Origin of the sequence: Skermanella stibiiresistens SB22, assembly GCF_000576635.1 — a bacterium.
Lineage (GTDB): Bacteria > Pseudomonadota > Alphaproteobacteria > Azospirillales > Azospirillaceae > Skermanella > Skermanella stibiiresistens.
The window spans coordinates 80,146-103,652 of sequence record NZ_AVFL01000022.1 but is presented as its reverse complement, the minus strand read 5'-3'; the positions used below and the strand labels follow the sequence as shown (position 1 = coordinate 103,652).

26 protein-coding genes are annotated in these 23,507 nt (G+C 64.8%); 16 read left to right on the top strand and 10 right to left on the bottom strand.

Features of this window, described 5'->3' with window-relative positions; genetic code table 11:
• Positions 1-52 precede the first annotated feature (52 nt).
• Positions 53-757 (bottom strand): NnrU family protein, encoded by a 705-nt coding sequence (locus N825_RS24895; protein ID WP_037458063.1) that lies wholly within the window; start codon positions 755-757, stop codon positions 53-55.
• The gene (gene modD, locus N825_RS24890) at positions 754-1,602 is read right to left on the bottom strand and encodes a ModD protein (protein ID WP_037458192.1); all 849 of its coding nucleotides are present in this window, start codon (positions 1,600-1,602) and stop codon (positions 754-756) included. Before modD ends, N825_RS24895 begins: the two co-directional genes overlap by 4 nt.
• 286 nt (positions 1,603-1,888) lie before the next feature.
• Here modD and N825_RS24885 point away from each other — a divergent pair, with 286 nt between their 5' ends.
• The 3 genes from N825_RS24885 to N825_RS40830 all read left to right on the top strand — a co-directional run bounded on the left by N825_RS24885 (position 1,889) and on the right by N825_RS40830 (position 3,915).
• On the top strand, positions 1,889-2,464 hold the full coding sequence (locus N825_RS24885; protein ID WP_037458061.1) for a type 1 glutamine amidotransferase domain-containing protein: 576 nt from the start codon (positions 1,889-1,891) through the stop codon (positions 2,462-2,464).
• 110 nt (positions 2,465-2,574) lie between these two features.
• The gene (locus tag N825_RS24880; RefSeq protein WP_157619525.1) at positions 2,575-3,738 is read left to right on the top strand and encodes a YbfB/YjiJ family MFS transporter; all 1,164 of its coding nucleotides are present in this window, start codon (positions 2,575-2,577) and stop codon (positions 3,736-3,738) included.
• A gap of 51 nt (positions 3,739-3,789) precedes the next feature.
• Positions 3,790-3,915 carry a hypothetical protein gene (locus tag N825_RS40830; protein ID WP_281174378.1) on the top strand — a complete coding sequence of 42 codons (126 nt, stop codon included), beginning with the start codon at positions 3,790-3,792 and terminating at the stop codon, positions 3,913-3,915.
• Between the two features lie 15 nt (positions 3,916-3,930).
• On the opposite strand, the gene rpoH is transcribed toward N825_RS40830, so the two are convergent.
• Together rpoH and N825_RS24870 are read right to left on the bottom strand one after the other, a co-directional pair.
• Positions 3,931-4,824 (bottom strand): RNA polymerase sigma factor RpoH, encoded by an 894-nt coding sequence (gene rpoH / locus N825_RS24875; protein WP_037458058.1) that lies wholly within the window; start codon positions 4,822-4,824, stop codon positions 3,931-3,933.
• Positions 4,825-5,282: 458 nt separating this feature from the next.
• Entirely contained in the window at positions 5,283-5,945 is a 663-nt protein-coding gene (locus N825_RS24870; protein ID WP_037458056.1) for a TenA family protein, read from the bottom strand.
• Positions 5,946-6,173: 228 nt separating this feature from the next.
• On the opposite strand from N825_RS24870, the gene ilvD reads away from it, so the two are divergent.
• On the top strand, positions 6,174-8,018 hold the full coding sequence (ilvD, locus tag N825_RS24865) for a dihydroxy-acid dehydratase (RefSeq protein WP_037458055.1): 1,845 nt from the start codon (positions 6,174-6,176) through the stop codon (positions 8,016-8,018).
• Positions 8,019-8,268: 250 nt separating this feature from the next.
• On the opposite strand, the gene N825_RS39125 is transcribed toward ilvD, so the two are convergent.
• Both N825_RS39125 and N825_RS24860 read right to left on the bottom strand, forming a co-directional pair.
• On the bottom strand, positions 8,269-8,445 hold the full coding sequence (locus N825_RS39125; protein ID WP_157619524.1) for a hypothetical protein: 177 nt from the start codon (positions 8,443-8,445) through the stop codon (positions 8,269-8,271).
• Between the two features lie 128 nt (positions 8,446-8,573).
• Positions 8,574-8,978, bottom strand: a complete 405-nt coding sequence (locus N825_RS24860; protein ID WP_051512977.1) for a helix-turn-helix domain-containing protein — start codon at positions 8,976-8,978, stop codon at positions 8,574-8,576.
• A gap of 168 nt (positions 8,979-9,146) precedes the next feature.
• On the opposite strand from N825_RS24860, the gene N825_RS38085 reads away from it, so the two are divergent.
• Both N825_RS38085 and N825_RS24850 read left to right on the top strand, forming a co-directional pair.
• Positions 9,147-9,446, top strand: a complete 300-nt coding sequence (locus tag N825_RS38085) for a type II toxin-antitoxin system RelE/ParE family toxin (RefSeq protein ID WP_037458052.1) — start codon at positions 9,147-9,149, stop codon at positions 9,444-9,446.
• 3 nt (positions 9,447-9,449) lie between these two features.
• Positions 9,450-9,731: an addiction module antidote protein gene (locus N825_RS24850; RefSeq protein ID WP_037458050.1), complete on the top strand. Its 282-nt coding sequence runs from the start codon at positions 9,450-9,452 to the stop codon at positions 9,729-9,731.
• A gap of 63 nt (positions 9,732-9,794) precedes the next feature.
• Here the strand turns inward: N825_RS24850 and N825_RS24845 are convergent, their stop codons facing one another.
• Entirely contained in the window at positions 9,795-10,709 is a 915-nt protein-coding gene (locus tag N825_RS24845; protein WP_037458189.1) for an SDR family oxidoreductase, read from the bottom strand.
• Between the two features lie 145 nt (positions 10,710-10,854).
• On the opposite strand from N825_RS24845, the gene N825_RS24840 reads away from it, so the two are divergent.
• The 4 genes from N825_RS24840 (at position 10,855) to N825_RS24830 (ending at position 14,554) form a co-directional block, all read left to right on the top strand.
• The gene (locus tag N825_RS24840) at positions 10,855-11,481 is read left to right on the top strand and encodes a TetR/AcrR family transcriptional regulator (protein WP_051512994.1); all 627 of its coding nucleotides are present in this window, start codon (positions 10,855-10,857) and stop codon (positions 11,479-11,481) included.
• 884 nt (positions 11,482-12,365) lie between these two features.
• On the top strand, positions 12,366-12,767 hold the full coding sequence (locus N825_RS40430; protein WP_245613226.1) for a hypothetical protein: 402 nt from the start codon (positions 12,366-12,368) through the stop codon (positions 12,765-12,767).
• Positions 12,768-12,805: 38 nt separating this feature from the next.
• On the top strand, positions 12,806-14,194 hold the full coding sequence (locus N825_RS24835) for a S8 family peptidase (protein ID WP_084165043.1): 1,389 nt from the start codon (positions 12,806-12,808) through the stop codon (positions 14,192-14,194).
• A 120-nt stretch (positions 14,195-14,314) separates the two neighbouring features.
• Entirely contained in the window at positions 14,315-14,554 is a 240-nt protein-coding gene (locus tag N825_RS24830; RefSeq protein WP_037458048.1) for a type 2 periplasmic-binding domain-containing protein, read from the top strand.
• Between the two features lie 362 nt (positions 14,555-14,916).
• Here the strand turns inward: N825_RS24830 and N825_RS36895 are convergent, their stop codons facing one another.
• Positions 14,917-16,002 (bottom strand): PAS domain-containing protein, encoded by a 1,086-nt coding sequence (locus tag N825_RS36895; RefSeq protein WP_084165042.1) that lies wholly within the window; start codon positions 16,000-16,002, stop codon positions 14,917-14,919.
• A gap of 356 nt (positions 16,003-16,358) precedes the next feature.
• Positions 16,359-16,910 (bottom strand): MOSC domain-containing protein, encoded by a 552-nt coding sequence (locus N825_RS24820; protein WP_198038885.1) that lies wholly within the window; start codon positions 16,908-16,910, stop codon positions 16,359-16,361.
• A gap of 219 nt (positions 16,911-17,129) precedes the next feature.
• On the opposite strand from N825_RS24820, the gene N825_RS24815 reads away from it, so the two are divergent.
• From N825_RS24815 to N825_RS24795, 5 genes are all read left to right on the top strand, one after another.
• Positions 17,130-17,933: a MetQ/NlpA family ABC transporter substrate-binding protein gene (locus N825_RS24815; RefSeq protein ID WP_051512971.1), complete on the top strand. Its 804-nt coding sequence runs from the start codon at positions 17,130-17,132 to the stop codon at positions 17,931-17,933.
• Between the two features lie 55 nt (positions 17,934-17,988).
• Positions 17,989-19,722, top strand: coding sequence for an AMP-binding protein (locus N825_RS24810; protein WP_037458045.1), 1,734 nt, complete (start codon positions 17,989-17,991; stop codon positions 19,720-19,722).
• A gap of 70 nt (positions 19,723-19,792) precedes the next feature.
• Positions 19,793-20,344 carry an RbsD/FucU family protein gene (locus N825_RS24805; RefSeq protein ID WP_051512969.1) on the top strand — a complete coding sequence of 184 codons (552 nt, stop codon included), beginning with the start codon at positions 19,793-19,795 and terminating at the stop codon, positions 20,342-20,344.
• Positions 20,345-20,395: 51 nt separating this feature from the next.
• On the top strand, positions 20,396-20,872 hold the full coding sequence (locus N825_RS24800; RefSeq protein WP_063833921.1) for a hypothetical protein: 477 nt from the start codon (positions 20,396-20,398) through the stop codon (positions 20,870-20,872).
• A gap of 15 nt (positions 20,873-20,887) precedes the next feature.
• Complete coding sequence (locus N825_RS24795) at positions 20,888-21,184, top strand: PGPGW domain-containing protein (RefSeq protein ID WP_051512968.1); 297 nt, start codon at positions 20,888-20,890, stop codon at positions 21,182-21,184.
• Here N825_RS24795 and pyrB read toward each other — a convergent pair.
• Positions 21,181-22,056: an aspartate carbamoyltransferase gene (gene pyrB / locus N825_RS24790; protein WP_037458043.1), complete on the bottom strand. Its 876-nt coding sequence runs from the start codon at positions 22,054-22,056 to the stop codon at positions 21,181-21,183. The two genes, N825_RS24795 and pyrB, sit on opposite strands and share 4 nt — an antisense overlap.
• Positions 22,057-22,268: 212 nt before the next feature.
• On the opposite strand from pyrB, the gene N825_RS24785 reads away from it, so the two are divergent.
• A complete protein-coding gene (locus tag N825_RS24785) occupies positions 22,269-23,408 on the top strand; it encodes a L,D-transpeptidase family protein (RefSeq protein ID WP_051512966.1) in 1,140 nt (379 codons plus the stop codon).
• Positions 23,409-23,507 lie beyond the last annotated feature (99 nt).

Sequence of the window (23,507 nt, the reverse complement as noted above, 5' to 3'; positions counted from 1 at the left end):
CGTTTGCCGTGTGAACGGCGCTAGGCTCCGGAAACCGCATCTGTAACTCACCTCACAGCGGCGGCAGGGGCGATACCCCGAACAGCCAGGCGTGGCCGTGCAGCAAGCCGGCGTAGAGCGCCAGGGCCACGACCAGCCGGATCCAGCCGATCTCGCGGATGGCGATGGGCAGGCTCTGGCGGCCTTGGATGATAGCGGCGAACGGGACGTTGGAGCTGAGTTCGGTCCAGCGTTCCCAGGTCAGGCCACGCCGGACGGCGTTCTTGGCGTCGATCAGGATGGCGCCCAGCAGGGCCAACACCGCGAGGGTGCCGAAGAACAGCAGCGACGCCCAGTCGCCGTTCGGCACCATGTGGGCGACCGCCCAGAGGCCGAAACCCCACATCACCGGGTTGCGCGTGATCCGCAGCACGCCGCGCGGCCCCAGTTCCTTCTCCAGCACGGCGCCTTGGCCTACCGCCGTCGGGTTGGGCGAGCTCAAGCCGCCCACCAGCAGCAGGAACGCCAGCGGCATCGCGAACAGCGGGACGAACCACATCCAGGCCGACGGAAACCAGACCGGCTGGTAGGGTGCCGCGTTGTAGGCCATCACCAGCCAGACCAGGGCGACGGTCGCGACGATCGAGAACAGCGCGCGGTAGCCGCGCTCGCCGATCCGTCCGACCAGGGCGGCGCGGGCGCCCGTGCTGGCGATGCCGAAATGACTGGCCAGCAGGAAGGCGGCGGCGAGGGACAGCCAGCCGAGATTGCCGGTCATGCGAGGTCTCCGGATTTGGTGATGACGATCTGGACATCCGCCGGCCCGGCGAAATAGGGTGCCGACGTCACCAGGATGGCGCAGCCGGTCGCGGCATAGGCGGCGGCGTTGGATTCGGTGATGCCGCCCGCCGCGGCGACCAGGGGAACCGGTGTCATCCCGGCGACGCGGCGGACAACCTCGCCGACCACGTCGGGCGATAGTTTCTCAAGCTGGAGCACGTCGGCCCCGGCTTCGGCCGCGGCCACCGCCGCGTCGGCCGAGGCCACCTCCACCACCAGCTTCCGCTCGGGATGGCGGCGCTTCAGTTCATGGAAACTAGCCGATCCCTCCAGGAAAACCGTGTGTTCGGGGAACACCAGCAGCGTTTCCGACAGCCCGAGCCGGTGCATCTGGGCGCCGCCGGCCCGCACCGCCTTGACGCTGATCTCCTTGGTGCCGGGGAAGTTCTTGCGCGTGCAGGCGACCGCGATCCCCGGCGCCACTTCTTGCGCGGCATCGACGATCCGCCGGGTCCGCGTCGCGATGCCCGAGGCGTATTCCACCAGCGTCTGCGCCACCTTCCAGGCCAAGTGGATGCCGGCGGCCGGCCCCTCGCCCTCCAGGAAGATCGTCCCGGCCGCGATCCGGTCACCGCCGCGGTGCCGCGCGCGGGCCGTCACGCCGACCCGCTCCAGCATGCGGGCCGCCTCCTCGACGCAGCACAGCACCATGTCGGCCCGCGCGGCGAAGGTGATCCGTCCCGGACAAGCGCCGATGCCCAGCGCGTGGGTGGTGAGATCGCCGGCCGGCGCGTCCTGGGCCAGCAGCGCATCCAGGATGAGATCGCTGATCGGCAGCGTCATGGTGGCGTGCGTCTTTCTGAATGTCCAACCGGGGGCCGGCGGGAAACGCGCGATTTTACCGTCGAGCGCCGGACTATGCATCCGCTCCTCTCGTCGCGGGGAGCGGATTTCGGCGAGGCGCATCATTTTCGCCGTTTCCAACCCCTTGATCGGAACCCAATGGACGCCACCTCTGTTGTCGAGGGCATCGCGAAACAGCGCGAACCCCACAATCAGTAAATCACCCGAAGTAGCCCCCTGGATCCCTGGGGTGATGCTGATCCTGTACTTACCAAGGAGAAACAACATGGCTCAGTCTATTGAAGGCCGCAAGGTCGCCATTCTGGCTACACATGGCTTTGAGCAGGCTGAACTGACCGAACCGCAAAAGGCTTTGAAGCGGGCCGGCGCCACGGTCCATGTGGTCTCGCCGGAAAAGGGCTCGATTCGCGGCTACCAGCACCTGGAGAAGGGTGACGAGGTCGCCGTCGACAAGGTCCTGGCCGAGGCCAAGGCGGATGATTACGACGCGCTCGTGATCCCCGGTGGCCTGTTCAACCCCGACGAACTGCGCACCAACGAGGCGGCTCTCAAGTTCGTCCGCGACTTCTTCACCGCCGGGAAGCCGGTCGGCGCCATCTGCCACGGCCCGCAGGTCCTGATCAGCGCCGATCTGGTCAAGGGCAGGACCCTGACCGCCGTGGCGCCGATCCGGAAGGACCTGAGCAACGCCGGCGCCACCGTGCTGGACCAGGAGGTCGTCACCGACAAGGGTCTGGTGACCAGCCGCACCCCGAAGGACCTTCCCGCCTTCTGCGCCAAGCTGATCGAGGAGATCGCCGAGGGCCGCCATCGCGGACAGGCCCAGGCCGCGGCCGAGTAAGCCGGCCCCGCGAATAGCGGCATTGCCCGCTAAGCGCTTGCCTGGATGGGGATCGCGTGTTGGTCTAGGCGGACAGCCCAGGCCGACGCGCCCCAATCCGGAGCTCCCTCTTGTTCAATCGAGCCGCGCTGTCCGGCTTCTGCGCCATGCTGATCGGGATCGGCCTCGGCCGGTTCGCCTACACGCCCCTGATCCCGGCGCTGATCCAGGATGGCTGGCTGTCGCCGGCGGCCGCCGCCTATCTGGGAGCGGCCAACCTCGCGGGCTATCTGGCCGGAGCCCTGCTGGGCCGCGGTTTCGCAACCCTGATCGGCGACGTGCCGCGGGCCTTGCGGGCCGCCATGGTGGCTTGCGCCGTCTCGCTGGCCGCCTGCGCCATTCCAGCGGGACTGTTGTGGCTGACGCCTTGGCGGTTCCTCGCCGGCTTCTCCGGCGCCACCCTGATGGTGCTGGCCGGTCCCGCCATCCTGGGCGCCACGCCGCCCGAGCGGCGCGGCCGCGTCGGCGGCCTGATCTACGCCGGCATCGGGACAGGCGTCGCGGTATCGGGCACCGCGATGCCCTTCCTGGTCGGTTTCGGCTTGTCCACCGCGTGGCTCTGCCTGGGTGCGGCCGCCGCCGTCCTGACCGCCGTGGCCTGGACCGGCTGGCCCGCCGACGCGACGCCTCCCGCCAACTCCTCCGTCAGGATCCCCCGGATCGGTTGGGCCGTAGTGCCCCTGTTGGCGGCCTATGCCTGCGACGGCATCGGCTTCGTGCCGCACACCCTGTTCTGGGTCGATTTCCTGGCGCGGGAACTGGGGTTGGGCCTGCCGGTCGGCGGCTTCAACTGGGGCCTGTTCGGGCTTGGCGCGGTGTTCGGCCCGCTGGTCGCCGGCTGGCTGGCCGACCGGCTCGGCTTCAAGCTGGCGTGGTCGGGAGCCCTGGCGCTGAAGGCCGCGGCCGTGATCCTGCCGGTGATCTGGGTGAGCGGCCCGACGCTGGCGCTGTCCTCGATCGTGGTCGGGGCGCTGACGCCGGGGATGGTCGTGCTGGCGGCCGGGCGGATCGTCGAACTGGTCGATCCCGCCTCGCGGTCGCGGGTCTGGAGCCTGATGACGGCCGCCTTCGCCCTGGCGCAAGCCGGAGCCGGCTATGGCATGACCGCCGTGGTCAGCGTCACCCACTCCTACGTCCCGCTGTTCATCGCGGGCGCCTTGGCCCTGCTGCTGGGATCGATCCTCAGCGGGCTCTCTCCAACCCGATCTCCAGCCAATTGCGCCCCGCGCATTTGAGGCTTATCATCGGCATCACGCCCGCCCAACCACACAGGGAGCCCACGGTCGATGAAAGCCTTCGTACTCGGTGTCGTGACCGCAGCCGTCCTGGCGACCGGAGCCGCCGTCGTCCTGCAAACCTATGTCCAACGTCCGGCGATCGAGGCGTTCAGCACCTCGTCCGTCCGGGTCTGAGCGTCAACCGTCGGCTCAGACCGCCAGCATCGCGTGGCCGGCGGGCTTCCGCAGCGTCTGAGCGGCGTTGAGCACCGCCTTCTGGAGCTTTTCGAACGCCCGCGCCTCGATCTGCCGGATGCGCTCGCGCGACACGGCGTAGCGCTCACCCAGCACCTCCAGCGTCGCCGGCTCCTCGGCCAGACGGCGCTCCAGCAGGATCTGCCGCTCGCGATCGTTCAGCTTCTCCAGCGCCTGGCCCAGCAAGCGTCGGCGCAGAGCCAACTCGTCGGCCTCCGCGACGATGAACTCCTGGGTCGGCCTGTCGTCCGACAGCATGTCCATCCAGTCGGTGTCGCCCTCCGACCCAATGGACGCGTTCAACGAGCTGTCGCCCATCGACAGACGCCGGTTCATCTCGACCACCTCGGTCTCCGCCACATCCAGCTCCGTCGCGATGGTGGTGACGGCGGCCGGCGACAGGTCGCCCTGCTCCAGTTCCTCCATCCGGCCCTTCAGGCGGCGCAGGTTGAAGAACAGCTTCTTCTGAGCGGCGGTGGTGCCGATCTTGACCATCGACCAGTTGTGCAGGATGTATTCCTGGATCGCCGCCCGGATCCACCAGATCGCGTAGGTCGCGAATCGGAAGCCCCGCTCCGAATCGAACTTCTGCGCCGCCTGCATCAGGCCGACATTGCCCTCCGCGATCAGTTCGGAAGCCGGGAGCCCATAGCCGGCGAAGCCGCGCGCGATCTTGATGACCAGCCGCAAATGGCTGCCGGTCAGCAACCGCAGCGCCTCCTCGTCGCCCCGCTCGCGCCAAGCCGTGGCGAGGTCGCGTTCCTGCTCCGGACTGAGCATGGGAAAACGCTTCGCCTCGTCCAGGTAGCGGGTCATGCCGCCGGCTTGCGCGATATTCAACAACGTCATTCGTCGAGCCTCCTCTTCGGTCGAAATGTCCCACCCTGACCCCAAACCGTCCGGCACGAAAAATATCGCCCCATCCGGGAGTGGCCCTGGAATGAGCCACACCTCGCTGGTTCGATCCGCGCCACGACGTTCAGGTCGGGATTTCCGGGAAAGTTCGTCGATTCAAAACAGCCCCTCCGGCCTCGACGAACAGACTACAGATAAGATTTCCTGACCGTTTTTCAAGTGGTTAGCCCCGGCCACGGCGACCGGGAACGTTTATCGACAGGTCTCTTCCACCCATCTTGATAACAGATCCCTAACAACGAACACAGTCTCTCGTTCCATTTCATGGCAGCATTGAACAAAATGAAGCGGAGGAGAACAAAACAAGCGCGCCCATACCTGCCGGCAACGCCGCGATCTCTCTCCGCGACATTTTATCGACCGGCCGATCCCTTTGCTCCCCCGCCTGGATTCTATCCGCCATAAGCCGCGTCGAAGAAGGCCTCCTCCAGCGCCATCATGCGGCGGAAGTTGCCGGCCATCAGCGCCTGGGTTTCAGGGTCCGCCGCGGCGCCCACCCGGTCGGTCTCCTCCCTCAGCCAAGTCACGAACGCCTCGAACTCCGGAATGGCGTGCAGCTCGATCCATTCGGCCAGCCAGAACCGGTCGGGCCGCGTCGCCGGGCAGGACTTTGCCCAGGTCAGATAGCTCCACTCCGCCGCGACCAGCACGCTGAGGATATGCGGATAGCTCCGGCTCCGCCCGGCGCCCTCGAGCATGTCGATGAAGTCCAGCGTCACCGGCCCCAAGTCCGGCGTCCGCCACACCGCCTCGGGGATGTCCAGCGCCTCGAACGAGCGCAGGAAGAAGTCGTTCTCGTCGGCGGTGACCGCCGCGGCGAACTGGGCGAACTCCCGCTTCGACGGCATCGACGGCGCCGCCGCGATGGCGCTCCCCAGCAGCGCCACGAAGCTGTTGACGAAGGCGTAGTCCTGGACCAGATAGCGCGCCGCCACCGCGTCATCCAGCGTGCCGTCGCCCAACTCCCGCGCGAAGCGGTGCGTCGTCATCCGCGTCCAATGCGGCTCCGCCCCGTCACGCAGTCCCTCGGTGAAGCGCCCTTCGGTCAAACCCATCCCACACCCTTTCCTAATCTTGATCCGAGCCCTCTCCCGGCTTCGGCCCGTCGTCGCGGCCATACTAGGCGGAAGCCCAGCCGCTCCCAACAGGTTTGCCGAAGCTCACCCGCGCTTGCGCCGGCACCGCCCAGCGAGCACAATCGCGCCCTCCGGATCCCAAGCCCGCCAGCCAAGACGGGCCGGGGTTCCGAGGCCGAATTCCAGCAGGGTCACAGGACTACATCCATGCCAGCCTATCGTTCCCGCACCACCACCCATGGCCGCAACATGGCCGGAGCCCGCGGCCTATGGCGCGCCACCGGCATGAAGGACGCCGATTTCGGCAAGCCGATCATCGCCGTGGTCAATTCCTTCACCCAGTTCGTGCCTGGTCACGTGCACCTGAAGGACCTCGGCCAGCTGGTGGCGCGCGAGATCGAGGCGGCCGGCGGCGTCGCCAAGGAATTCAACACGATCGCGGTGGATGACGGCATCGCCATGGGGCATGACGGCATGCTCTATTCGCTGCCGTCGCGCGAGCTGATCGCCGATTCGGTCGAATACATGGTCAACGCGCATTGCGCCGACGCCATGGTTTGCATCTCCAACTGCGACAAGATCACGCCCGGCATGCTGATGGCGGCGCTCCGCCTGAACATCCCGGTCGTCTTCGTCTCCGGCGGCCCGATGGAGGCCGGCAAGGTCGTGCTGAAGGGCAAGGAACTGGCGCTCGATCTCGTCGACGCCATGGTCGCCGCGGCGGACGACAGGGTCTCCGAGGAGGACATGAAGGTGATCGAGCGCTCGGCCTGCCCGACTTGCGGCTCGTGCTCCGGCATGTTCACCGCCAACTCGATGAATTGCCTGACCGAGGCGCTGGGCCTGTCGCTGCCCGGCAACGGCTCCATGCTGGCGACCCACGCCGATCGCCGCCGGCTGTTCGTCGAGGCCGGCCGCCTGATCGTCGATCTGGCCCGCCGCCACTACGAGCAGGACGACGCCAGCGTGCTGCCGCGCGCCATCGCCAGCTTCGCCGCGTTCGAGAACGCCATGACCCTGGACATCGCCATGGGCGGCTCGACCAACACGGTGCTGCACCTGCTGGCGGCGGCCCACGAGGCCGAGATGGACTTCACCATGGCCGACATCGACCGGCTGTCGCGCCGGGTGCCCGTGCTGTGCAAGGTGGCCCCATCCAAATCCGACGTCCACATGGAGGACGTCCACCGCGCCGGCGGCATCATGGCGATCCTGGGCGAGCTGGACCGCGCCGGCCTGATCGACACCTCGGTCGGCTCGACCCACGCTCCGACGCTCGGCCACGCCATCGCCCAATGGGACATCGCCCAGGCCGAAAGCACCGGCGTCCGCGAGTTCTACGCCGCCGCCCCCGGCGGTGTCCCGACCCAGCAGGCGTTCAGCCAGGAACGCCGCTACGACAGCCTCGACCTCGACCGCGAGGCGGGCGTCATCCGCTCCGCCGACCACGCCTTCTCCCAGGATGGCGGGCTGGCGGTGCTCTACGGCAACCTCGCGGAGGACGGCTCGATCGTCAAGACGACGGGCGTCGACGAGTCGATCCTGGTCTTCTCCGGCCCCGCCGTGGTGTTCGAGAGCCAGGACGCCGCCGTCAGCGGCATCCTGACCGGCAAGGTCACGCCGGGCGACGTGGTCGTCATCCGCTACGAGGGACCGCGCGGCGGACCGGGCATGCAGGAGATGCTGTACCCCACCAGCTATCTGAAGTCGAAGGGGCTGGGCAAGGCCTGCGCCCTGGTCACCGACGGCCGCTTCTCCGGCGGCAGCTCCGGCCTGTCGATCGGCCACGTCTCGCCGGAAGCGGCGGAGGGCGGCCTGATCGGGCTGGTCGAGACCGGCGACCGGATCGAGATCGACATCCCCAACCGCAAGATGCGGTTGGCGGTCGACGACGCCGAATTGGCCCGCCGCCGCGAGGCCATGGAAGCGCGCGGCGAAGCCGCCTGGAAGCCCGCCGAGAAGCGCCCCCGCAAGGTCACCACGGCACTCCGCGCCTACGCCGCCATGGCGACCAGCGCCGCCAAGGGCGCCGTCCGCCACGTCCCCGACTGACCAGCGGAACCAATGTCGAAGGACCACAACTCCAGAGTGCATTTTGTCGTGATTTGTAGGTCGGGTAGAGCGAAGCGGCACCCGACACCAACTCGCCTGCTTTGTCGGGTGCCGCTACGCTCTACCCGACCTACGGTTGAATTAAACCGACGGCACCTGATTGTGGCCAGTGATACCGCTTGACGTGGACGCGGCCCCCGGCCGCGTCCACGCTAGGGCCGCCACAAGTCAATGTTAAAGCCCGTTGGTATCAAACCATCTTCACCGCCTCCCATTTCAGCGCGGTGCGGCCAAACTCCCGAATTTCGTCGTTGAACGCCGGAACGACTGCCGCCGCGATGGCGACATCGCGCCGCTCGGCCAGACGGCGGGACCGTAGCTGGTCGAATGTCGGATAGGAGGGACTTGGCGGATGGGTCTGGGGCATGGTCCAATGTCCTCGGGTCGCTCCGATCCAGTCTTATGCAGCACCCGCCAAGGTCTTGGCAGCCATGGTGCCGCTGATCGCCCAATCCCGGTGTGGGTACGCGAAGCGACACCCTTCCCAATCATCGATCACGACCGCACGAGAAGGTCCAGCGGCACACGGAGCGATGCGGCGATACGCGCCATCGCGTCGAAGCTGCCCGGCTTCTTGCCTGCTTCGATTTCCGACAGGTATGACGGCGATATCCCCGCCGCTTCCGCCAATCCGCGCAACGTCAACCCTCGATACCCACGCATCACGGTCGTGGGATGTTCCCCATCCGGCAAGCGCTCCGCGACCGAGAAGGGGAACGTATCCGTTTCACCCGCCTCCAGCAGCACCTTCACCGCGTCGGCGTCCGCCAAGTCCCGCGCGTCATTGACCAACTCGGCCAAAGCTTCGAAGTCGTGCCTGCTCAACGTGACACTATCCGCTGTTTCGGCGATGGGACGGGTGATGGGACGGGCGATGGGACGAATAGGGAGTGTGTTCATCGGTGGATCTCCTTGCGGTTCCCAACTTTAAGCACGGCAATCACCAGCGTCATCCCATCAATTTCGCACATGGCACCTTGGCCCCGGCGGTAGAGGGACCTCATCCTCCCCCCTCCGGAAAGCTTTCATCCCTTGACAGATTAGTATCCTACTGGATACATATTCAGAATGAACACGCTGAAGCGCTCGGATGAATTCGACGTTTGGCTAACCAGCCTCAAAGATGGTCAGGGACGCGCCCGTATCCTGAGGCGATTGGCCAATGCCCAATCCGGAAATTTCGGAGATTGCGAACCTGTCGGCGAAGGCGTGAGCGAAATGCGCGTTCACACTGGCCCCGGATACTGGGTCTACTTCACACGTCGAGGAGAAACCATATACCTGTTGCTGTGCGGTGGCGATAAATCCACGCAGAAGCGTGATATCGACCGTGCCCGACAGATAGCTCGTCAAATCAAGGAGGAATGAGCCATGGAGTTCCGCGAGTTCGACGTTTCCGACTATCTGACGGACGAAAGCAGCATCGCCGAGTACCTTGACGCCGCATTGGAAGAAGATTCCCCTGGGGCGTTTCTGGAAGCTCTTGGACATGTCGCGAAAGCGCGCGGCATGACGCAGATTTCCGCGGCGACTGGGCTGGGCCGGGAAAGCCTGTACAAGGCCCTGACGAATGACGCCCAACCTCGCTACGACACGATCCGCCGTGTGGTGGAGGCACTGGGCCTACGCATCACGATCACGCCGGCCCCCTGAAGCCGCTCTCGTTTCAGCCCAACGATTCGCGGCAACGGCCAATCAATATCCTGCCTCGCCCCACTACCCGAAACGACTCCCGGTCAAACTCGCGGAGACCTCCCAAAGCCGCGCGGCGGCCGCCTCGTCCAAAGCTTGGCCCGGAATCTTCGACAACGCCGGATATCCGCGCGTCTCGCCCAGCCCGTCCGGACCGTAATAGGCTCCGGCTATCGCCTCCGGGGAGGTGGCGGCGAACAGCGTCGGCAGCGCGCCCCGCGGCGCCGGCTGGAACAGGAACCACAGGAATGTCCGCGCCAGGCCGGGAGCGCTCCAGCGGCCTGGGGCGTTGTGGAGGAGATCGGTGCGCGCGATGCCGGGATGGGCGGCGATGCTGGTGACGCCCCAGCCGCCGGCCTCGCTCCGCCGCCGCAACTCCAGGGCAAACATCAGGCAGGCGAGTTTCGACTGGCTGTACGACGCCATGGGTTTGTAGCGGGTTTCGGCGTTGAGATCGCCGAAGTCGATCGCGCCACTCCGGGCGGCGACACTCGACAGGCTGACCACCCGCGCATCCCTGCCCTTGCGGAGCAGCGGCATCAACTGACTGGTCAGCGCGAAATGGCCGAGATGGTTGGTGCCGAGCTGCAACTCGAATCCATCCGCCGTTTCCCGGCGCTGGGGCGGCACCATCACACCGGCGTTGTTGATCAGGAGATCGAGGCTGTCCCGCTGGCCGCGCATCCTGTCACCGAACGCCGCGATGGACTTAAGGCTGGCGAGGTCGAGCGGTTCGAACCGAACCTTGGCCGAAGGCACCCGCTCGCGGATCCGCGCGACCGCGGCGGCGCCTTTTTCCGAACCGCGTCCCGCGATGATGACATCGCCGCCCGCCCGCGCCAGAGCCAGCGCATCCTCGAAGCCAAGTCCCCCAGTGCCCGTGACGACGGCCGAGCGGCCTTGCTGGGAGGGAATGTCGGATGCCGTCCATTTGGCCATGATCACGCCTTTTCAAAAAACCGCACTTGGTGTAAAATATTATCGCACTCAGTGTAATTTTCAAGGGGCAGGTTTGCCCGGCGGGTGGATGGACGTGGCGGAAGGGAGAGGCGGCCTGGAAAAGCGGAGCGGAGCGACGGGTGGGATGAGCGCGAACGGCAAGCCGGACGCTCCCCCCGAGGGTCCGCAGGGGGCGCCGCGGGAGGGTCTGCGTGAGCGCAAGCGCCGTGAGACGCTGCGGCGCATCACCGATGCCGGGATCCGCCTGTTCATCGAAAAGGGCCATGACGCGACCACGCTCGACGACATCGCGGCGGCGGCCGGCATTTCCCGGCGGACCTTCTTTTATTATTTCAAGTCCAAGGATGACATCCTGCTCTCCCTGCAAAGCGGCTTGGGCGACATGATCGTCGCGGCCCTGCGGGAGACGCCGCCGGACACGCGCCCGCTCGACGCGATCCGCGCCGCCATCGTGAAAGTTTGCGCGACCATCCCCGCCGACGACATGATCGTCATCGACCGCTTGATGCGGTCCAGCCCAACCGTCCAAGCCCGCAAGCAAGCGAGCTATGTCCAACACGAACAGGCGCTGTTCGAGGCCCTACGCGAACGCTGGCCCGACCCGCAGCGCGAAACCAGACTGAGGCTGCTCGCCATGCTGGCGGTCGGCGCGATGCGCCTTGCGTCCGACACCCTAAGCCGCGAGGGCGGCAAGCGCCCCATCATCGACCTGCTGCACGAAGCCTTCGACGCGCTGGAGGCCGAAATCTGATCCAGCGTTGGGAACGGCGTGGGCCCGTCGGAACATCCCGGCCGCCATTCCGGCTCGACCCTCGACTGGCACGCCGCGCCGGCACCGCCAAGGCCGTCCCGCCTGCCCTGACTGAAGTCGCTGCCTGCGAGTGTTTTGGTAACTTCTGGTGATCCGGGGGACCATGGTGCCGTCAATGATCCTGGCGCCCATCGCCGACGGGAACATCGAACGGATCGCCTGTGTCGATCACGCTTTCAGTTCGCCAGCATCTTTCAAAACCGCCCGCCGATAAACTATTCCGACCCTTTAGTTTTTGCCTCGATGGGCCGTCGGCTTGTTCTCGATCGAGTGCATTGTCGCGTCGCTAACCAGGAAAGCCCAAACAGATCGTGTAGTCGCGCTCTTCATGAATTATCAATATTATAATCCTGAACGAAACAATCCGCCAGATCAATGCCGTAGCTGATAATTGAGTAAACAGCACCTGAACCTTTGCACGATCTCCATCATCAGAAGGGATATCACAATTTAGACTGACTTATATTAATAGAAACTAAATCAGTTTAAAATTCTAGTCTATGCCAAATCTCGCTTTTGTATGATAACCGAGAGTATATTGACCTAAGTAGATGCATCGAAGTCTTTCACAAGGCTTCATATCATGCTACAACAATGATGACAAAGACGGGCTGAAGAGTTGTCTTTGAAACCAGACTCCCAATCAAGACTTCTGAGAATCAAAACACCTTGCCTGCTTGGAAAGATGCGCTCATCTCAACCCAAGCATAAAACATAATAGAAATACACGAACTGTTACAAGATACTAAAATTTCCGGGTCTGCTTCAGTGACGAATTCGCAATCCATCAATCCACCAAGCTCAACCAGCAAAGGATACCTCAAATGGACCAGAATAGGCAGTCTGACTCATCTTCTCCTTTCTCAGGACTTGCGTATGAAGACACACATGAGGTCATTGAGCAGGAGGTCCGTTCTTTTGGCAAGGAAGCGGGCACAGGAGTGAGGCCGGCGGATCTCAGCGGAACAGGCTTCACCTATCGTCACGATTGGGGTGACCGGAATCATGGACAAAGACTTACATTAAACTGGGGCGCCATCACAGCCAACTCGAGAGTTTTTGTCTCAATTGGCGAAGGAGCGCCAGGAGGAGGGAAATTTCTCGGCTCAGCTAAATATACACTGTTCAATGTTGCGCCAGCAAATGGTTCAGTCGGTATCTGGCTGGATATCGATTGGAATTCCCCAATTCGTCTATCTGTCGATTACTTGGTGATAAATCCCTAGATTTCTGACTGAACGTCAAAATACACTGGAGGATTACCATGCCCAAGCGAACGCGAGAAGGCGATGATGGTGGTTCATCGGGGGGAGAAGACCGCTCGGATGTTCCAATTCCAGGGACGACAGGCCGCTACCTCGTCCTGTTGCGCTCAGAGGAGTCCAAGGCGGGCGGCAAGGCATTGACCAATATCGCAGGGATGCGCGTCACAAGCACGGCTGATTTTGCCGAAGGCATGATCGACCCTGAAAAAGTCGGTGACGCCGATGCCATCCTTTTGCAGGAATTGGGCGTCGCCGTGGTCAATACGCCGCCGGACCAGATACAATCGCTAAGTTTAGCTGCCGCTGAGGAGGGATCGGGCATTCTCGCCATTGAGGCCGAGCGAGTTGTCTATGCTCTGCAGGACCATGCGATATCCGACTTGCCACCGCCCATGCTGCGGCATGGTCCGGTGGAACACTCGCCTGGATCGCTTGAGTACCTTCTAGGTTATCGTGACGCCATCAACCATCTCGTTACGAGCATAGTTGGTGATACCCAAATGGAAACCTCGCAGGGAGCCGCGCTCGCGCTTGACGAGTCCCAGTACACTTGGGGTCTACAATCAACCAAAGTGACCGCTTCGCAGTACAGCGGCCGTGGCATCCGGGTGGCCGTTCTGGATACCGGCATGGATCTCCAGCATCCTGACTTTCTAGGCCGTCGCATTGTGGCCCAGTCTTTCATCAAAGGCGAGGAAGCCCAGGACGGTCACGGCCATGGTACCCACTGCATTGGCACGGCCTGCGGCTCACGCCAGCCCAGCACACTGCCCCGTTACGGTATCGCCCACAATGCCGAGATTTATGCGGGCAAGGTACTGAGCAACCAAGGTAGTGGCCGGGATGGAGGTATCCTGCAAGGTATCGAATGGGCAATACGCAACCGATGCGCGGTGATTTCCATGTCGCTTGGTGCGCCAGTCGGAACCGGACAGACTTTTTCCCGGATTTTCGAGCGGGTAGCCAGTCGGGCATTGGCTGCCGGTACCGTCATTATCGCGGCTGCCGGTAATGAAAGCGAACGGCCGGGATTCATTGCCCCTGTCGGGCATCCGGCCAATTGTCCATCGATCATGGCGGTTGGTGCGGTCGACGCCCAGGGTCAAGTTGCTTCATTCTCGTGCGGCGGGTTGAATCCAGATGGCGGTCAGGTCGACATCGCAGCACCTGGAGTCGACGTTTACTCTTCATGGCCGCGGCCAACCCTGTATCGTCGACTCCGGGGCACCAGCATGGCTACCCCGCACGTAGCTGGTATCGCGGCGCTGGTCGCTGAGGCGGACCCGGACGCTCGCGGACGGGCGTTGTTACAGGTACTGGCACAGACGGCGCGCCGTCTGGGTTTACCTAGCCGCGATGTCGGCGCGGGGTTTGTACAAGCGCCCTGAGACGCGTCGCTGTCCGCCACAGGAAAACTCCCGCGTGGCATCTGCTTAGGCGATGCCACGCGGGTACGTTGCTGCCGGTGCATCACTGATTCCACTCATGAAAAGTCGGGAGTGTTATCCATGCCCAAAATCACCGTGAATGTGTTGATAGCTGACGACAAAATGGACAAGTTTGACGAAGTGATCCGTGCGTGTCGCCGAGCCGGCTTACAGGTTGAGCAGGAGATGCCCTTGACCGGGACTGTCACTGGACTGATCGAAAGCGATGTGTTCGATAGCTTAAGGGAAATCGAAGGGGTCTCCGCCGTCGAAGTTTCCCGCCACATCCGTACCCCACCACCCATCGACCAAATTCAGTGACCGCCTAGATAAGAAGCCAATCGCACTGGCGCGGAAACAAACGATACCGGATACTTAATTTAGCATTGATAATCACTTCGGATGTCTTCTTATATTGGTGAACTCGCACGTTCCGCAAATACAACACACACTCTTTGAAGATAACAAAACGATAATAGGGATAGAAGCGTCGAAAGTCGTCTACGAACGTGCGCCAAGGGGGTCCAACTTCGTCGAATCGCTCCGATCCATACGGCGGTAGCCAAGGTTATGATGGCAAAGTCATCCATCGCGTCGGCATTCTCCGCCACCCGCCCGCCAACAGTCCACCCCACCCCGACAAACCCCGCAGGGGAAAACCCGCCGGAGCAAGGGCGTTTATCCTAACGCTCGGTCATGAGGTTCCGCGCCGGCACGACAAGCATCATGGTCGGGGTCTCGCCACCATCGAGAACCAGTTCGGCGCCGATCCCCTCAACCAGCGCGTCGACGATGTCGCTTGGCTGAAGGGCATCGCTGACCAACCGCGGGATGGTTCCGGCACCCACGATCTTGACCGTCAGTTCGACCACTCCCGCGTCTTCCCGATGCCTGAAGACAACCCGGATCTCGCCCCGCCGCGACGCGTCACCCCTCGATACCAGATCCAACTGGGCGGAGATCAGCTCGTTTGTGATCAACCCCAGGGACACCGCCGTTTGGACATCGCAGATGAACGGATCGGCGTCGACCTCGATCGCGACCGTGTCCTCGAACAGGTTGGCGAACGCGGCGCTGGTCTCGCGCAGATGCCGCCCGAAGTCGATGGTGTTCCAGTTGCCGAAGGCCTCCAACTGTTCGTGGATGCTGCCCAGCACGCCCACGCGCCGCGCGATGACGCCGACCCTCTCGCGCACCGCCGGATCGCCGCGGCGCCGCTCCAGGTGGAGCAGGCTGATGATGGTTTGCAGGTTGTTGCGAACCCTATGCTGGATCTCCCGGATCAGATCCTCGCGTTCGGCCAGGCGCTTTCCGATTTCGGCGTGCGCGTCGCGCAGGGCCTCGTCGGCTTCCACCTTCCACGTGATGTCCCGCTGATAGCCGACGAAGAAGACCAGCGTGCCGGTCTCGTCGAGGATGGGACTGATGTGCAACTCGCTCCAGAACCGCGAGCCGTCCTTGCGATGGTTCAGCAGCGTCGCGGTTATGGGACGGCTTTCCTGGACGGCCAAGCGGATTTTGCCGCTGACCTCCACATCGGTCTCCTCCCCAGCCAGGAAGCGGCAATTGCGCCCCATGACCTCGTCGCGCTCGTAACCGGTCAGGCTCAGGAAAGCCTCGTTGACCAGGATGATCGGGTTATCGGGCAGACTTGGGTTGGTCAGGACGGTCGGCGTATGGGACTGCCGGATCACTTCGCCCAGAGGCCAAGTCGCGAAGTTCGGAGGAACAGCGTCAGCATCGTCGGTTCTGGGTGCTTCGTTGTCCATGGCCTGCCAATCATACCGCTCGGGTTGTCGTCACCCAGCGTCAGCAACACGCTCAGTTTAAATATGTCCCGGATTTTCTCGATCAGGGATGCTGGCATGCCCCAGCCATTCAGACTACTCATCCTCAATAGGATTGTAATCCAAGCCAGTAAAGCGTAACCTCCACGGATCAACCGACCGAAGAGCCTCCGTCATGCCCGCTTTCGCCCGATCGGCCGCCCGGCCGAAACGCTCCTCCGTGCCCTGGGGCAAGCCACCCCGCCCCCGCCATTCCAGCCGGACCACCCCACGCCATCATGACGAATGATGACATTTTGTAAGCATGTGGGGGGGGGCGCCTGCCCACCGCCCCGGCGTCAGACCGGTTCCAGCGCCCGGTGCGGCTCCGGCGGCAGGTCGACCTGGATGACGTCGCCGGGATGGACGACACCGCCGGTCAGCACGATCGCCATCACGCCCGACTTGCGGATCAGCCTGCCCTCCGCGTCCTTGTCCATCAGCTGCTTTTGCAGGCCCTTCTGGTACCGGTCGATCTGAACGCACGGGTTCCGCAGGCCAGTCACCTCGATCACCGCCTCGCCACCCAGCCGCAGCCGGGTCCCGGTCGGCAGCCCCAGCAGATCGACGCCACGCGTCGTGACGTTCTCGCCCAACTCGCCGGGTCCCACGGTGAAGCCGGCCGCCGCCACCGTGTCGAGCAGTTCGGCGTGGATCAGGTGGACTTGGCGCAGGTTCGGCTGGTCCGGGTTCTTCCGCTTGTGGAACAGGTGCTGGTCGGTAGCGCCCATATGGGCATCGCCCTCCACTCCCAGGCCGGCGAGAAGCGTCACCTTGTCCTGGACCGGCTTGCTGAAATGATGCCCCGTGCCGAGGCTGACGGCCACAACCCTACCCACACCCATACCCATCGCGCGCCTACTCCCAACCGTGATGCCGCTGTCACCTTCCCGATCAATACGGAAGCCGCCGAGCCGCGTCAAACCACCGCGACACAAAGATGGTTTCAAAGTATTTGACATTCTCCAATGTGAATCATACGAGTTCCACACCAACCGAGCCGATGACCGGCGTGACCGCCGACAGAAAGCACAGTTCAAAACGCGTAATTGAGAAATGGGGAAAACATCATGAACAGGGCTTTCAAGAACTTCGCCGCCGCCGGGCTGCTGACCATGGCCGGGCTGCTGGCCCTGGCCGTCGCGCCGGCCTCCGCGGCGGAACCGCTCAAGATCGGCGTCTCCTCCGGCCCCTATGGCGAGATCCTGGAATTCGCCGCCAAGACTGCCGCCAAGGAAGGGCTGGAGGTCAAGGTCGTGGAATTCACCGACTGGAACATGTTGAACGCCGCTCTGTCCGATGGCGACATCGACGCCAACAACTTCCAGCACGTGCCCTACCTCAACAACCAGATCAAGCAGCGCGGCTACGATCTGGTCCCGGTGGCGGACAGCATCGTGGTCCCCATGGGCCTCTATTCCAGCAAGGTCACCAGCGCCGACGACATCAAGCAGGGCGCCACCGTCGCCATCCCCAACGATCCCACCAACGCCGCCCGCGCCCTGTTCCTGATCGAGAAGGCCGGGCTGGTCACGCTCCGCGACGGCGTCGGGCTGGACGCCTCGCTGGCCGACATCAACGACAACCCGCGCAAGCTCAAGTTCATCGAGCTGGACGCCGCCCAGCTGCCGCGCTCGCTGGACGACGTGCAAGCCGCCATCATCACGCTCAACTACGCGGTCCTGGCCGGCCTGGACCCGAAGAAGTCGCTGGTGCTGGAGGACGAGAAGTCCAAATGGAACCTCGTCTGGGTCGCCCGCCGCGACCGCGCCGAGGACGCCCGGATCAAGCGCTACATCGAGATCTACCGCTCGCCCGAAACCCGCGAGTTCGTCCTGGAACGCTTCAAGGGCACGATCCTGCCAACGTGGTAAGCTGGCCGTCCCGAAAACGGGATTCATGAGAAACACCCAGAGGAACCGCCCCGCCATGAGCCACGCCACCCCGCCGTCGATCTTCGAACAGGATCTCGGCCGCGTCCCCGCCAACCATGTCCCGCTCAGCCCGCTGGGATATCTGCGGCGGGCGGCGGCCATATATCCCGGCAAGGTCGCGGTGATCCATGGCGACCGGCGCACCAGCTACGCCCAGCTTTACGACCGCGCCCGCCGGTTCGCGGCGGCGCTGATCGCGGCGGGCGTGCGGCGGGGCGACACGGTGGCGGTCCTGGCGCCCAACATCCCGGCCCTGCTGGAGGCCCATTACGGGGTGCCGATGGCGGGCGCCGTGCTCAACGCGCTCAACACGCGGCTGGACGCGGCGACCATCACCTTCATCCTGGAGCACAGCGAGTCCCGCGTGCTGATCGTCGACCGGGAATGGGGGGAAACGGCCGCCGCCGCGATCGAGCGGCTGGGCCGCGACATCCTGGTGATCGAGATCGAAGACCCCGACGCCCGGCATCCGCACAGTCTGGCCCACAGCTGGGGCGCCATCGAGTACGAGACCTTCCTGGCGGGCGGCGATCCCGACGCGGCGTTCGGCACCGACCCGACCGGACCGGCCTGGATGGAGCCGCTGGACGAATGGGACGCCATCGCGCTCAACTACACGTCGGGCACCACCGGCAACCCCAAGGGTGTCGTCTATCACCACCGCGGCGCCTATCTCAACGCGCTGGGCAACGCCTGGACCCTGAACCTGCGGCCGGAGAGCGCCTATCTCTGGACGCTGCCGATGTTCCACTGCAACGGCTGGACCTATACCTGGGGCGTCACCGCCGCCGGCGGCACCCATGTCTGCCTGCGCCGGGTCGAGGCCGCCGCCATCTTCGACGCCATCGTCCGCCACGGCGTCACCCACATGTGCGGCGCCCCGATCGTGCTGAACATGCTGGTCAACGCCCCCGCCGGCCTCCGCGCCGAATTCGCCCGTGAGGCGGCGGCCCGGCCGCGGGTCTCCGCCGGCACGGGTGGCGCCGCCCCGCCCAGCGCGGTGCTGGAGGCGATGGCGTCGCTCGGTTTCGACGTCATCCATCTCTATGGCCTGACCGAGTGCTATGGTCCGGCGACCATCTGCGCCGAGCAGATCGACTGGGCGGACCTGCCGCAGGGCGACCGCGCCCGGCTGAAGGCGCGCCAGGGCGTGCCGCTGCCAACCATGGACCGGGTCGACGTGTTCACCGAGACCGGCGCTCCCGTCCCAGCCGACGGCGCCACGATCGGCGAGATCGGCCTGCGCGGCAACACGGTGATGAAGGGCTACCTGAAGAACCCCAAGGCCACGGCGGACGCGCTCGGCACCGGCTGGTTCCTGACCGGCGACTTGGCGGTCAAGCATCCCGACGGCTACATCGAGGTCAAGGACCGCTCCAAGGACATCATCATCTCCGGTGGCGAGAACATCTCCTCGCTGGAGGTCGAGGAGGCGCTCTACCGCCATCCCGCCGTGCTGGAGGCCGCCGTGGTGGCCCAGCCCGACCCCAAATGGGGCGAGACCCCCTGCGCCTTCGTCACCCTCAAGCCGGATCTTCCCCCGGGTGCCGAACCGGTCGACGAGGCCGCCATCATCGCCTGGTGCCGCGACCACCTCGCCCACTTCAAGGTGCCGCGCCACGTCGTCTTCCAGAGCCTGCCGAAAACCTCGACCGGCAAGATCCAGAAGACCGTGCTGCGCGACCTCGCGAAAGGGGACACCCAGGAGGGCGCCAAGGGCAACACCTGACCGGTGCAACCTCGGCCCGGTCCGCGGGGTTGACTCCGCCGAACCAAATCAGCGCGCGAAGGGACCGACCATGCTCAAGGGGCTCGACCCTCTTCTCCACGCCGACCTGCTCTATGTCCTGGCCGCCATGGGCCATGGCGACGAGTTGGCGCTGGTGGACAAGAACTTTCCCGCCGTGTCGCTGGGCGCCCGAGTGGTCCGGCTGGACGGCGTCGACGCGCCCCGCGCGCTGGAGGCGATCCTGTCGGTCATGCCGCTGGACGACATGCTCGACACGCCCTACACCCGGATGGTCGACGTGGCCGGTGAAGTCGAGCAGTCGGAGATCTGCCGCCAATTCATCGAGATCGTCGAGCGGTTCGAGGGGCCGCGCTGGACGATTGGCCGCATCGACCGGTTCGGCTTCTACGACAGGGCGCGGGCGGCCTTCGCCGTGGTCGTCACCGGCGAGACCAGGGTCAATGGCAGCCTACTGCTCGCCAAGGGGCTGGTCCGCCAGCCGGAGGCGATCCCCGCCGCGCCGCCCCATGCGGCGCCCGAGGCGTCCGCCGGGGAGGATGGCTCCAACCCTAATTTTCAACCGGAATCATCTTCGCGGCGGCGACCGATTCCTGTATCCTGAAACCGTGCCGCCGAGCCCATGCCGGCGGCTCTTTTGGGTGGGGAGACTGCCATGGTGGTGGGACGCCGTTACCTGATACGGCAATCGACGGGTGACCTGATCGAGCTGTCTCATCGGGATTTCGACCGCGCCGACGACCGGATAGCCCCGATCGCCGGGCTGGCGGGCCGCTGTGTCGAGATGGTGTCCGTGGTGGTGGTCGAATCGCCGGATCTGACACCGGTGGTGTCCGATGTCGCCTTCACCAAGGTCTATTTCGACAACGACGGTTTCATCGACGTTTCCAAGCGCGACCTGATGATCAGGCTGATGGTCGAAAGCTGCGCCGACCAGCGCTCACAAGTGGCGCCACCACTCGATCCGCAGTCTCTGGTGGTATTCGCCCACAAGGCTCGTGGCCGGCTCAACCGCGAGTTTCGCTGGCGGCCCGACCCGGCGGTCGTCAGTGAAGTGCTGCACCGTTTCGACTTGCCGGTTTCCAACGGCTTGGGCCAGCGCCTGCTCGCCATGAGCCGCACGCTCCACTAACAAAGCGGACCCGTGATGACCAAGCGACCCAACACGGCCCCGAAAGCGGCCGCGATGTCCGTTGCCCGCATGCGCCAACTTGCGCTGATCGGCATGGGCTGGACGATCATCGCGGCCGGCGTCGTGATAGCGCCCCTACCCGGCCCCTTCGGCTTGCCGGTGGCCCTGGTCGGCGTCGTCATGCTGCTGCGCAACTCGGCAGACGCACGGCGCTTGTTCGTCCGGCTGCGCCGGCGGAAGCCGCACTGGTTCAAGCTGTTCGACCGCCACATCCGCCGCCGCGAACGCCCTTCGAAACCAGACGCCCGCTAGCCCAGCAGGTACATCAGCAGCGCCATGCGGACATACAAACCGTTCTGCATCTGGCGGAAATAGGCGGCGCGCGGATCGGCGTCCAGCGACAGCGGGATCTCGTTGACGCGCGGCAGCGGGTGCATCACCGACATGGTCGGTTTGGCCCGCGCCATGTGGTCCTCGGTCAGGGCGTAGTGATAGTCGCCGGTCGACTCGAACCGCTCCTTCTGGACGCGGGTCACGTACAGCACATCGGTGCCGGCCAGCACCTCGTCCAGTTCCACGATCTCGCGGTCGCTGGGACGGACCAGATCGGACGGCATGCGCAACTCGGGCGGGGAGACATAGTTGATGGTCACGTCGTACATGCCCAGCAGGCGCGACAGGCTATGCACCGTGCGGCCATGCTTCAGGTCGCCCATCATGGTGACGCTCAGCCCGTCGATCCGGCCCTGCTCGGCCAGGATGGTGAACAGGTCGAGCAGCGCCTGGGTCGGGTGCTCGCCGACGCCGTCGCCGGCGTTGACGATCGGCACCGGCGACACGGCGGCGGCCCTGGCGGCGGCTCCCTTCTCGGGATGGCGCAGCACGATGATGTCGGTGTAGCAGGCCAGCGTCCGGATCGTGTCCTCCAGGATCTCGCCCTTGGACACGCTGGAGAACGTCACGTCGTTGATCGGCAACACCCGCCCGCCAAGCCGGCTCATGGCGGCGAAGAAGCTGGACGACGTGCGGGTCGACGCCTCATAGAACAGGTTCGCCAGCAGCTTGCCGCGCAGGTGGCTGATGCTGTGCCCCTTCGCCTTGCTGATCCAGTTGGCGTGATAGAACAGCTCTTCGATCAGCGCCTTGTCGAACTGATCGACGGAAAGGACGTGGGTAAGCTTCATGGGGGACCTCACAGGACGCGCGCGGCACGTATTGCAGCATAAAGCGCCACGACACAACCCGGATGTGATCTCCAAAGGAGGAGGAAAACCGCCCCTCGAACGAGCGCCCCGAAGGAAGTGACATCCGTCACGCCATTGCCATGGCCGACCTGCCATGGTGCGCTACACTTTGTCACCCGCATGTTTCGAGCCCCCAGTTCCGAGTGGACCGCATGATCCCCCGCCGTTTTCCGTTCCTGGCAGCGCTCCTGGCGATGCTCCTCCTCGCCACGCCCGCCAGCGCCGGCGGCTTCGACCAGGAACTGGCGCGCTGGGCGGCGGCGCTGGAAACCCGGCTGGTGACGCTCGAGTCGAGCCCTGCCGAGGCCATGCCGGTGACTGCGATCCCGCGCGGGCCGGTGCTGAAGCCGGGCATGGCGGATCCTCGGGTGATCGACCTGACGCGCCGCCTGATCGAGCTTGGCTATCTGGAGCCCGGATCGGAGCGCGACGTCCTCGACGATCTGGTCCTGGCCGCGGTCCAGACCTTCCAGACGGAGCGCGACCTCAACCCCGACGGCAAGGTCGGCGGCGCCACGTTGGCGGCGCTCAACCTGACCCCGGCCAAGGAGATCGCCTCGATCCGCGAGACTCTGTCGCGCATGACGGAGTTCGCAACCAACGCGCCTAGCACGCTGGTCCTGGTCAACCTGCCGGCGCAGGAGCTGTATCTGGTCCGGAACGGCGAGACGGTGATGACCATGGACACCGCGGTCGGCAGCTCGGCGCGGCCGACGCCGCTGCTGACGGACACGATCACCCACGTCATCGTCAACCCGACCTGGACGGTGCCGCCGACCGTCATGAAGCAGGACAAGCTGCCGAACCTGCGGCGTACCGGCCAGCCCGGCATCGACCACGCCACCGTCTGGCTCGACGGCCAAGTGGTCGATCCCGCCATCGTCGATTGGACGGGGGTGTCGCCGTGGCGCGTCAGGATCACGCAGTCCCCCGGCGACCACAACGCGCTGGGCAGGTACCGCTTCAACCTGACCAACGGCGACGACATCTACCTGCACGGCACCAACGACCGCCGCGTCTTCAACCGCGACCGCCGCGCCGTCAGCTCCGGCTGCGTCCGGCTCGCCGACCCCAAGGCGCTGGCCGAGGCGCTGCTGGGTACGGCGGGCTTCACCCCGGAACGGATATCCAACTGGGTGGACTCGGGCGAGACGCGGTGGATCAAGCTGGCGCAGCCGATGCCGACCCGGTTCGTCTATTGGCCGGCGGTGCTGCGGAACGACCGCGTCGTGGTGCTTCCCGACATCTACGGCATCGTGCCCTCGGCGGAGATCGTCGCCGCGACCAATTGAAACGGGAAGATTAACGGGATTTCACGTTCCCGCTCCTGGAACATGATGTAAAAGCCGTCGCGGGCGACCCACGCTCCAGTCGGTTTCGACCAAGTGACT

Coding starts and splice junctions, on each gene's coding strand:
- N825_RS24895 (WP_037458063.1), bottom strand. CDS start 757: ATGACCGGCAATCTCGGCTGGCTGTCCCTCGCCGCCGCCTTCCTGCTG.
- modD (WP_037458192.1), bottom strand. CDS start 1,602: ATGACGCTGCCGATCAGCGATCTCATCCTGGATGCGCTGCTGGCCCAG.
- N825_RS24885 (WP_037458061.1), top strand. CDS start 1,889: ATGGCTCAGTCTATTGAAGGCCGCAAGGTCGCCATTCTGGCTACACAT.
- N825_RS40830 (WP_281174378.1), top strand. CDS start 3,790: ATGAAAGCCTTCGTACTCGGTGTCGTGACCGCAGCCGTCCTGGCGACC.
- rpoH (WP_037458058.1), bottom strand. CDS start 4,824: ATGACGTTGTTGAATATCGCGCAAGCCGGCGGCATGACCCGCTACCTG.
- N825_RS24870 (WP_037458056.1), bottom strand. CDS start 5,945: ATGGGTTTGACCGAAGGGCGCTTCACCGAGGGACTGCGTGACGGGGCG.
- ilvD (WP_037458055.1), top strand. CDS start 6,174: ATGCCAGCCTATCGTTCCCGCACCACCACCCATGGCCGCAACATGGCC.
- N825_RS39125 (WP_157619524.1), bottom strand. CDS start 8,445: ATGCCCCAGACCCATCCGCCAAGTCCCTCCTATCCGACATTCGACCAG.
- N825_RS24860 (WP_051512977.1), bottom strand. CDS start 8,978: ATGAACACACTCCCTATTCGTCCCATCGCCCGTCCCATCACCCGTCCC.
- N825_RS38085 (WP_037458052.1), top strand. CDS start 9,147: ATGAACACGCTGAAGCGCTCGGATGAATTCGACGTTTGGCTAACCAGC.
- N825_RS24850 (WP_037458050.1), top strand. CDS start 9,450: ATGGAGTTCCGCGAGTTCGACGTTTCCGACTATCTGACGGACGAAAGC.
- N825_RS24845 (WP_037458189.1), bottom strand. CDS start 10,709: ATGGCCAAATGGACGGCATCCGACATTCCCTCCCAGCAAGGCCGCTCG.
- N825_RS24840 (WP_051512994.1), top strand. CDS start 10,855: ATGAGCGCGAACGGCAAGCCGGACGCTCCCCCCGAGGGTCCGCAGGGG.
- N825_RS40430 (WP_245613226.1), top strand. CDS start 12,366: ATGGACCAGAATAGGCAGTCTGACTCATCTTCTCCTTTCTCAGGACTT.
- N825_RS24835 (WP_084165043.1), top strand. CDS start 12,806: ATGCCCAAGCGAACGCGAGAAGGCGATGATGGTGGTTCATCGGGGGGA.
- N825_RS24830 (WP_037458048.1), top strand. CDS start 14,315: ATGCCCAAAATCACCGTGAATGTGTTGATAGCTGACGACAAAATGGAC.
- N825_RS36895 (WP_084165042.1), bottom strand. CDS start 16,002: ATGGACAACGAAGCACCCAGAACCGACGATGCTGACGCTGTTCCTCCG.
- N825_RS24820 (WP_198038885.1), bottom strand. CDS start 16,910: ATGGGTATGGGTGTGGGTAGGGTTGTGGCCGTCAGCCTCGGCACGGGG.
- N825_RS24815 (WP_051512971.1), top strand. CDS start 17,130: ATGAACAGGGCTTTCAAGAACTTCGCCGCCGCCGGGCTGCTGACCATG.
- N825_RS24810 (WP_037458045.1), top strand. CDS start 17,989: ATGAGCCACGCCACCCCGCCGTCGATCTTCGAACAGGATCTCGGCCGC.
- N825_RS24805 (WP_051512969.1), top strand. CDS start 19,793: ATGCTCAAGGGGCTCGACCCTCTTCTCCACGCCGACCTGCTCTATGTC.
- N825_RS24800 (WP_063833921.1), top strand. CDS start 20,396: ATGGTGGTGGGACGCCGTTACCTGATACGGCAATCGACGGGTGACCTG.
- N825_RS24795 (WP_051512968.1), top strand. CDS start 20,888: ATGACCAAGCGACCCAACACGGCCCCGAAAGCGGCCGCGATGTCCGTT.
- pyrB (WP_037458043.1), bottom strand. CDS start 22,056: ATGAAGCTTACCCACGTCCTTTCCGTCGATCAGTTCGACAAGGCGCTG.
- N825_RS24785 (WP_051512966.1), top strand. CDS start 22,269: ATGATCCCCCGCCGTTTTCCGTTCCTGGCAGCGCTCCTGGCGATGCTC.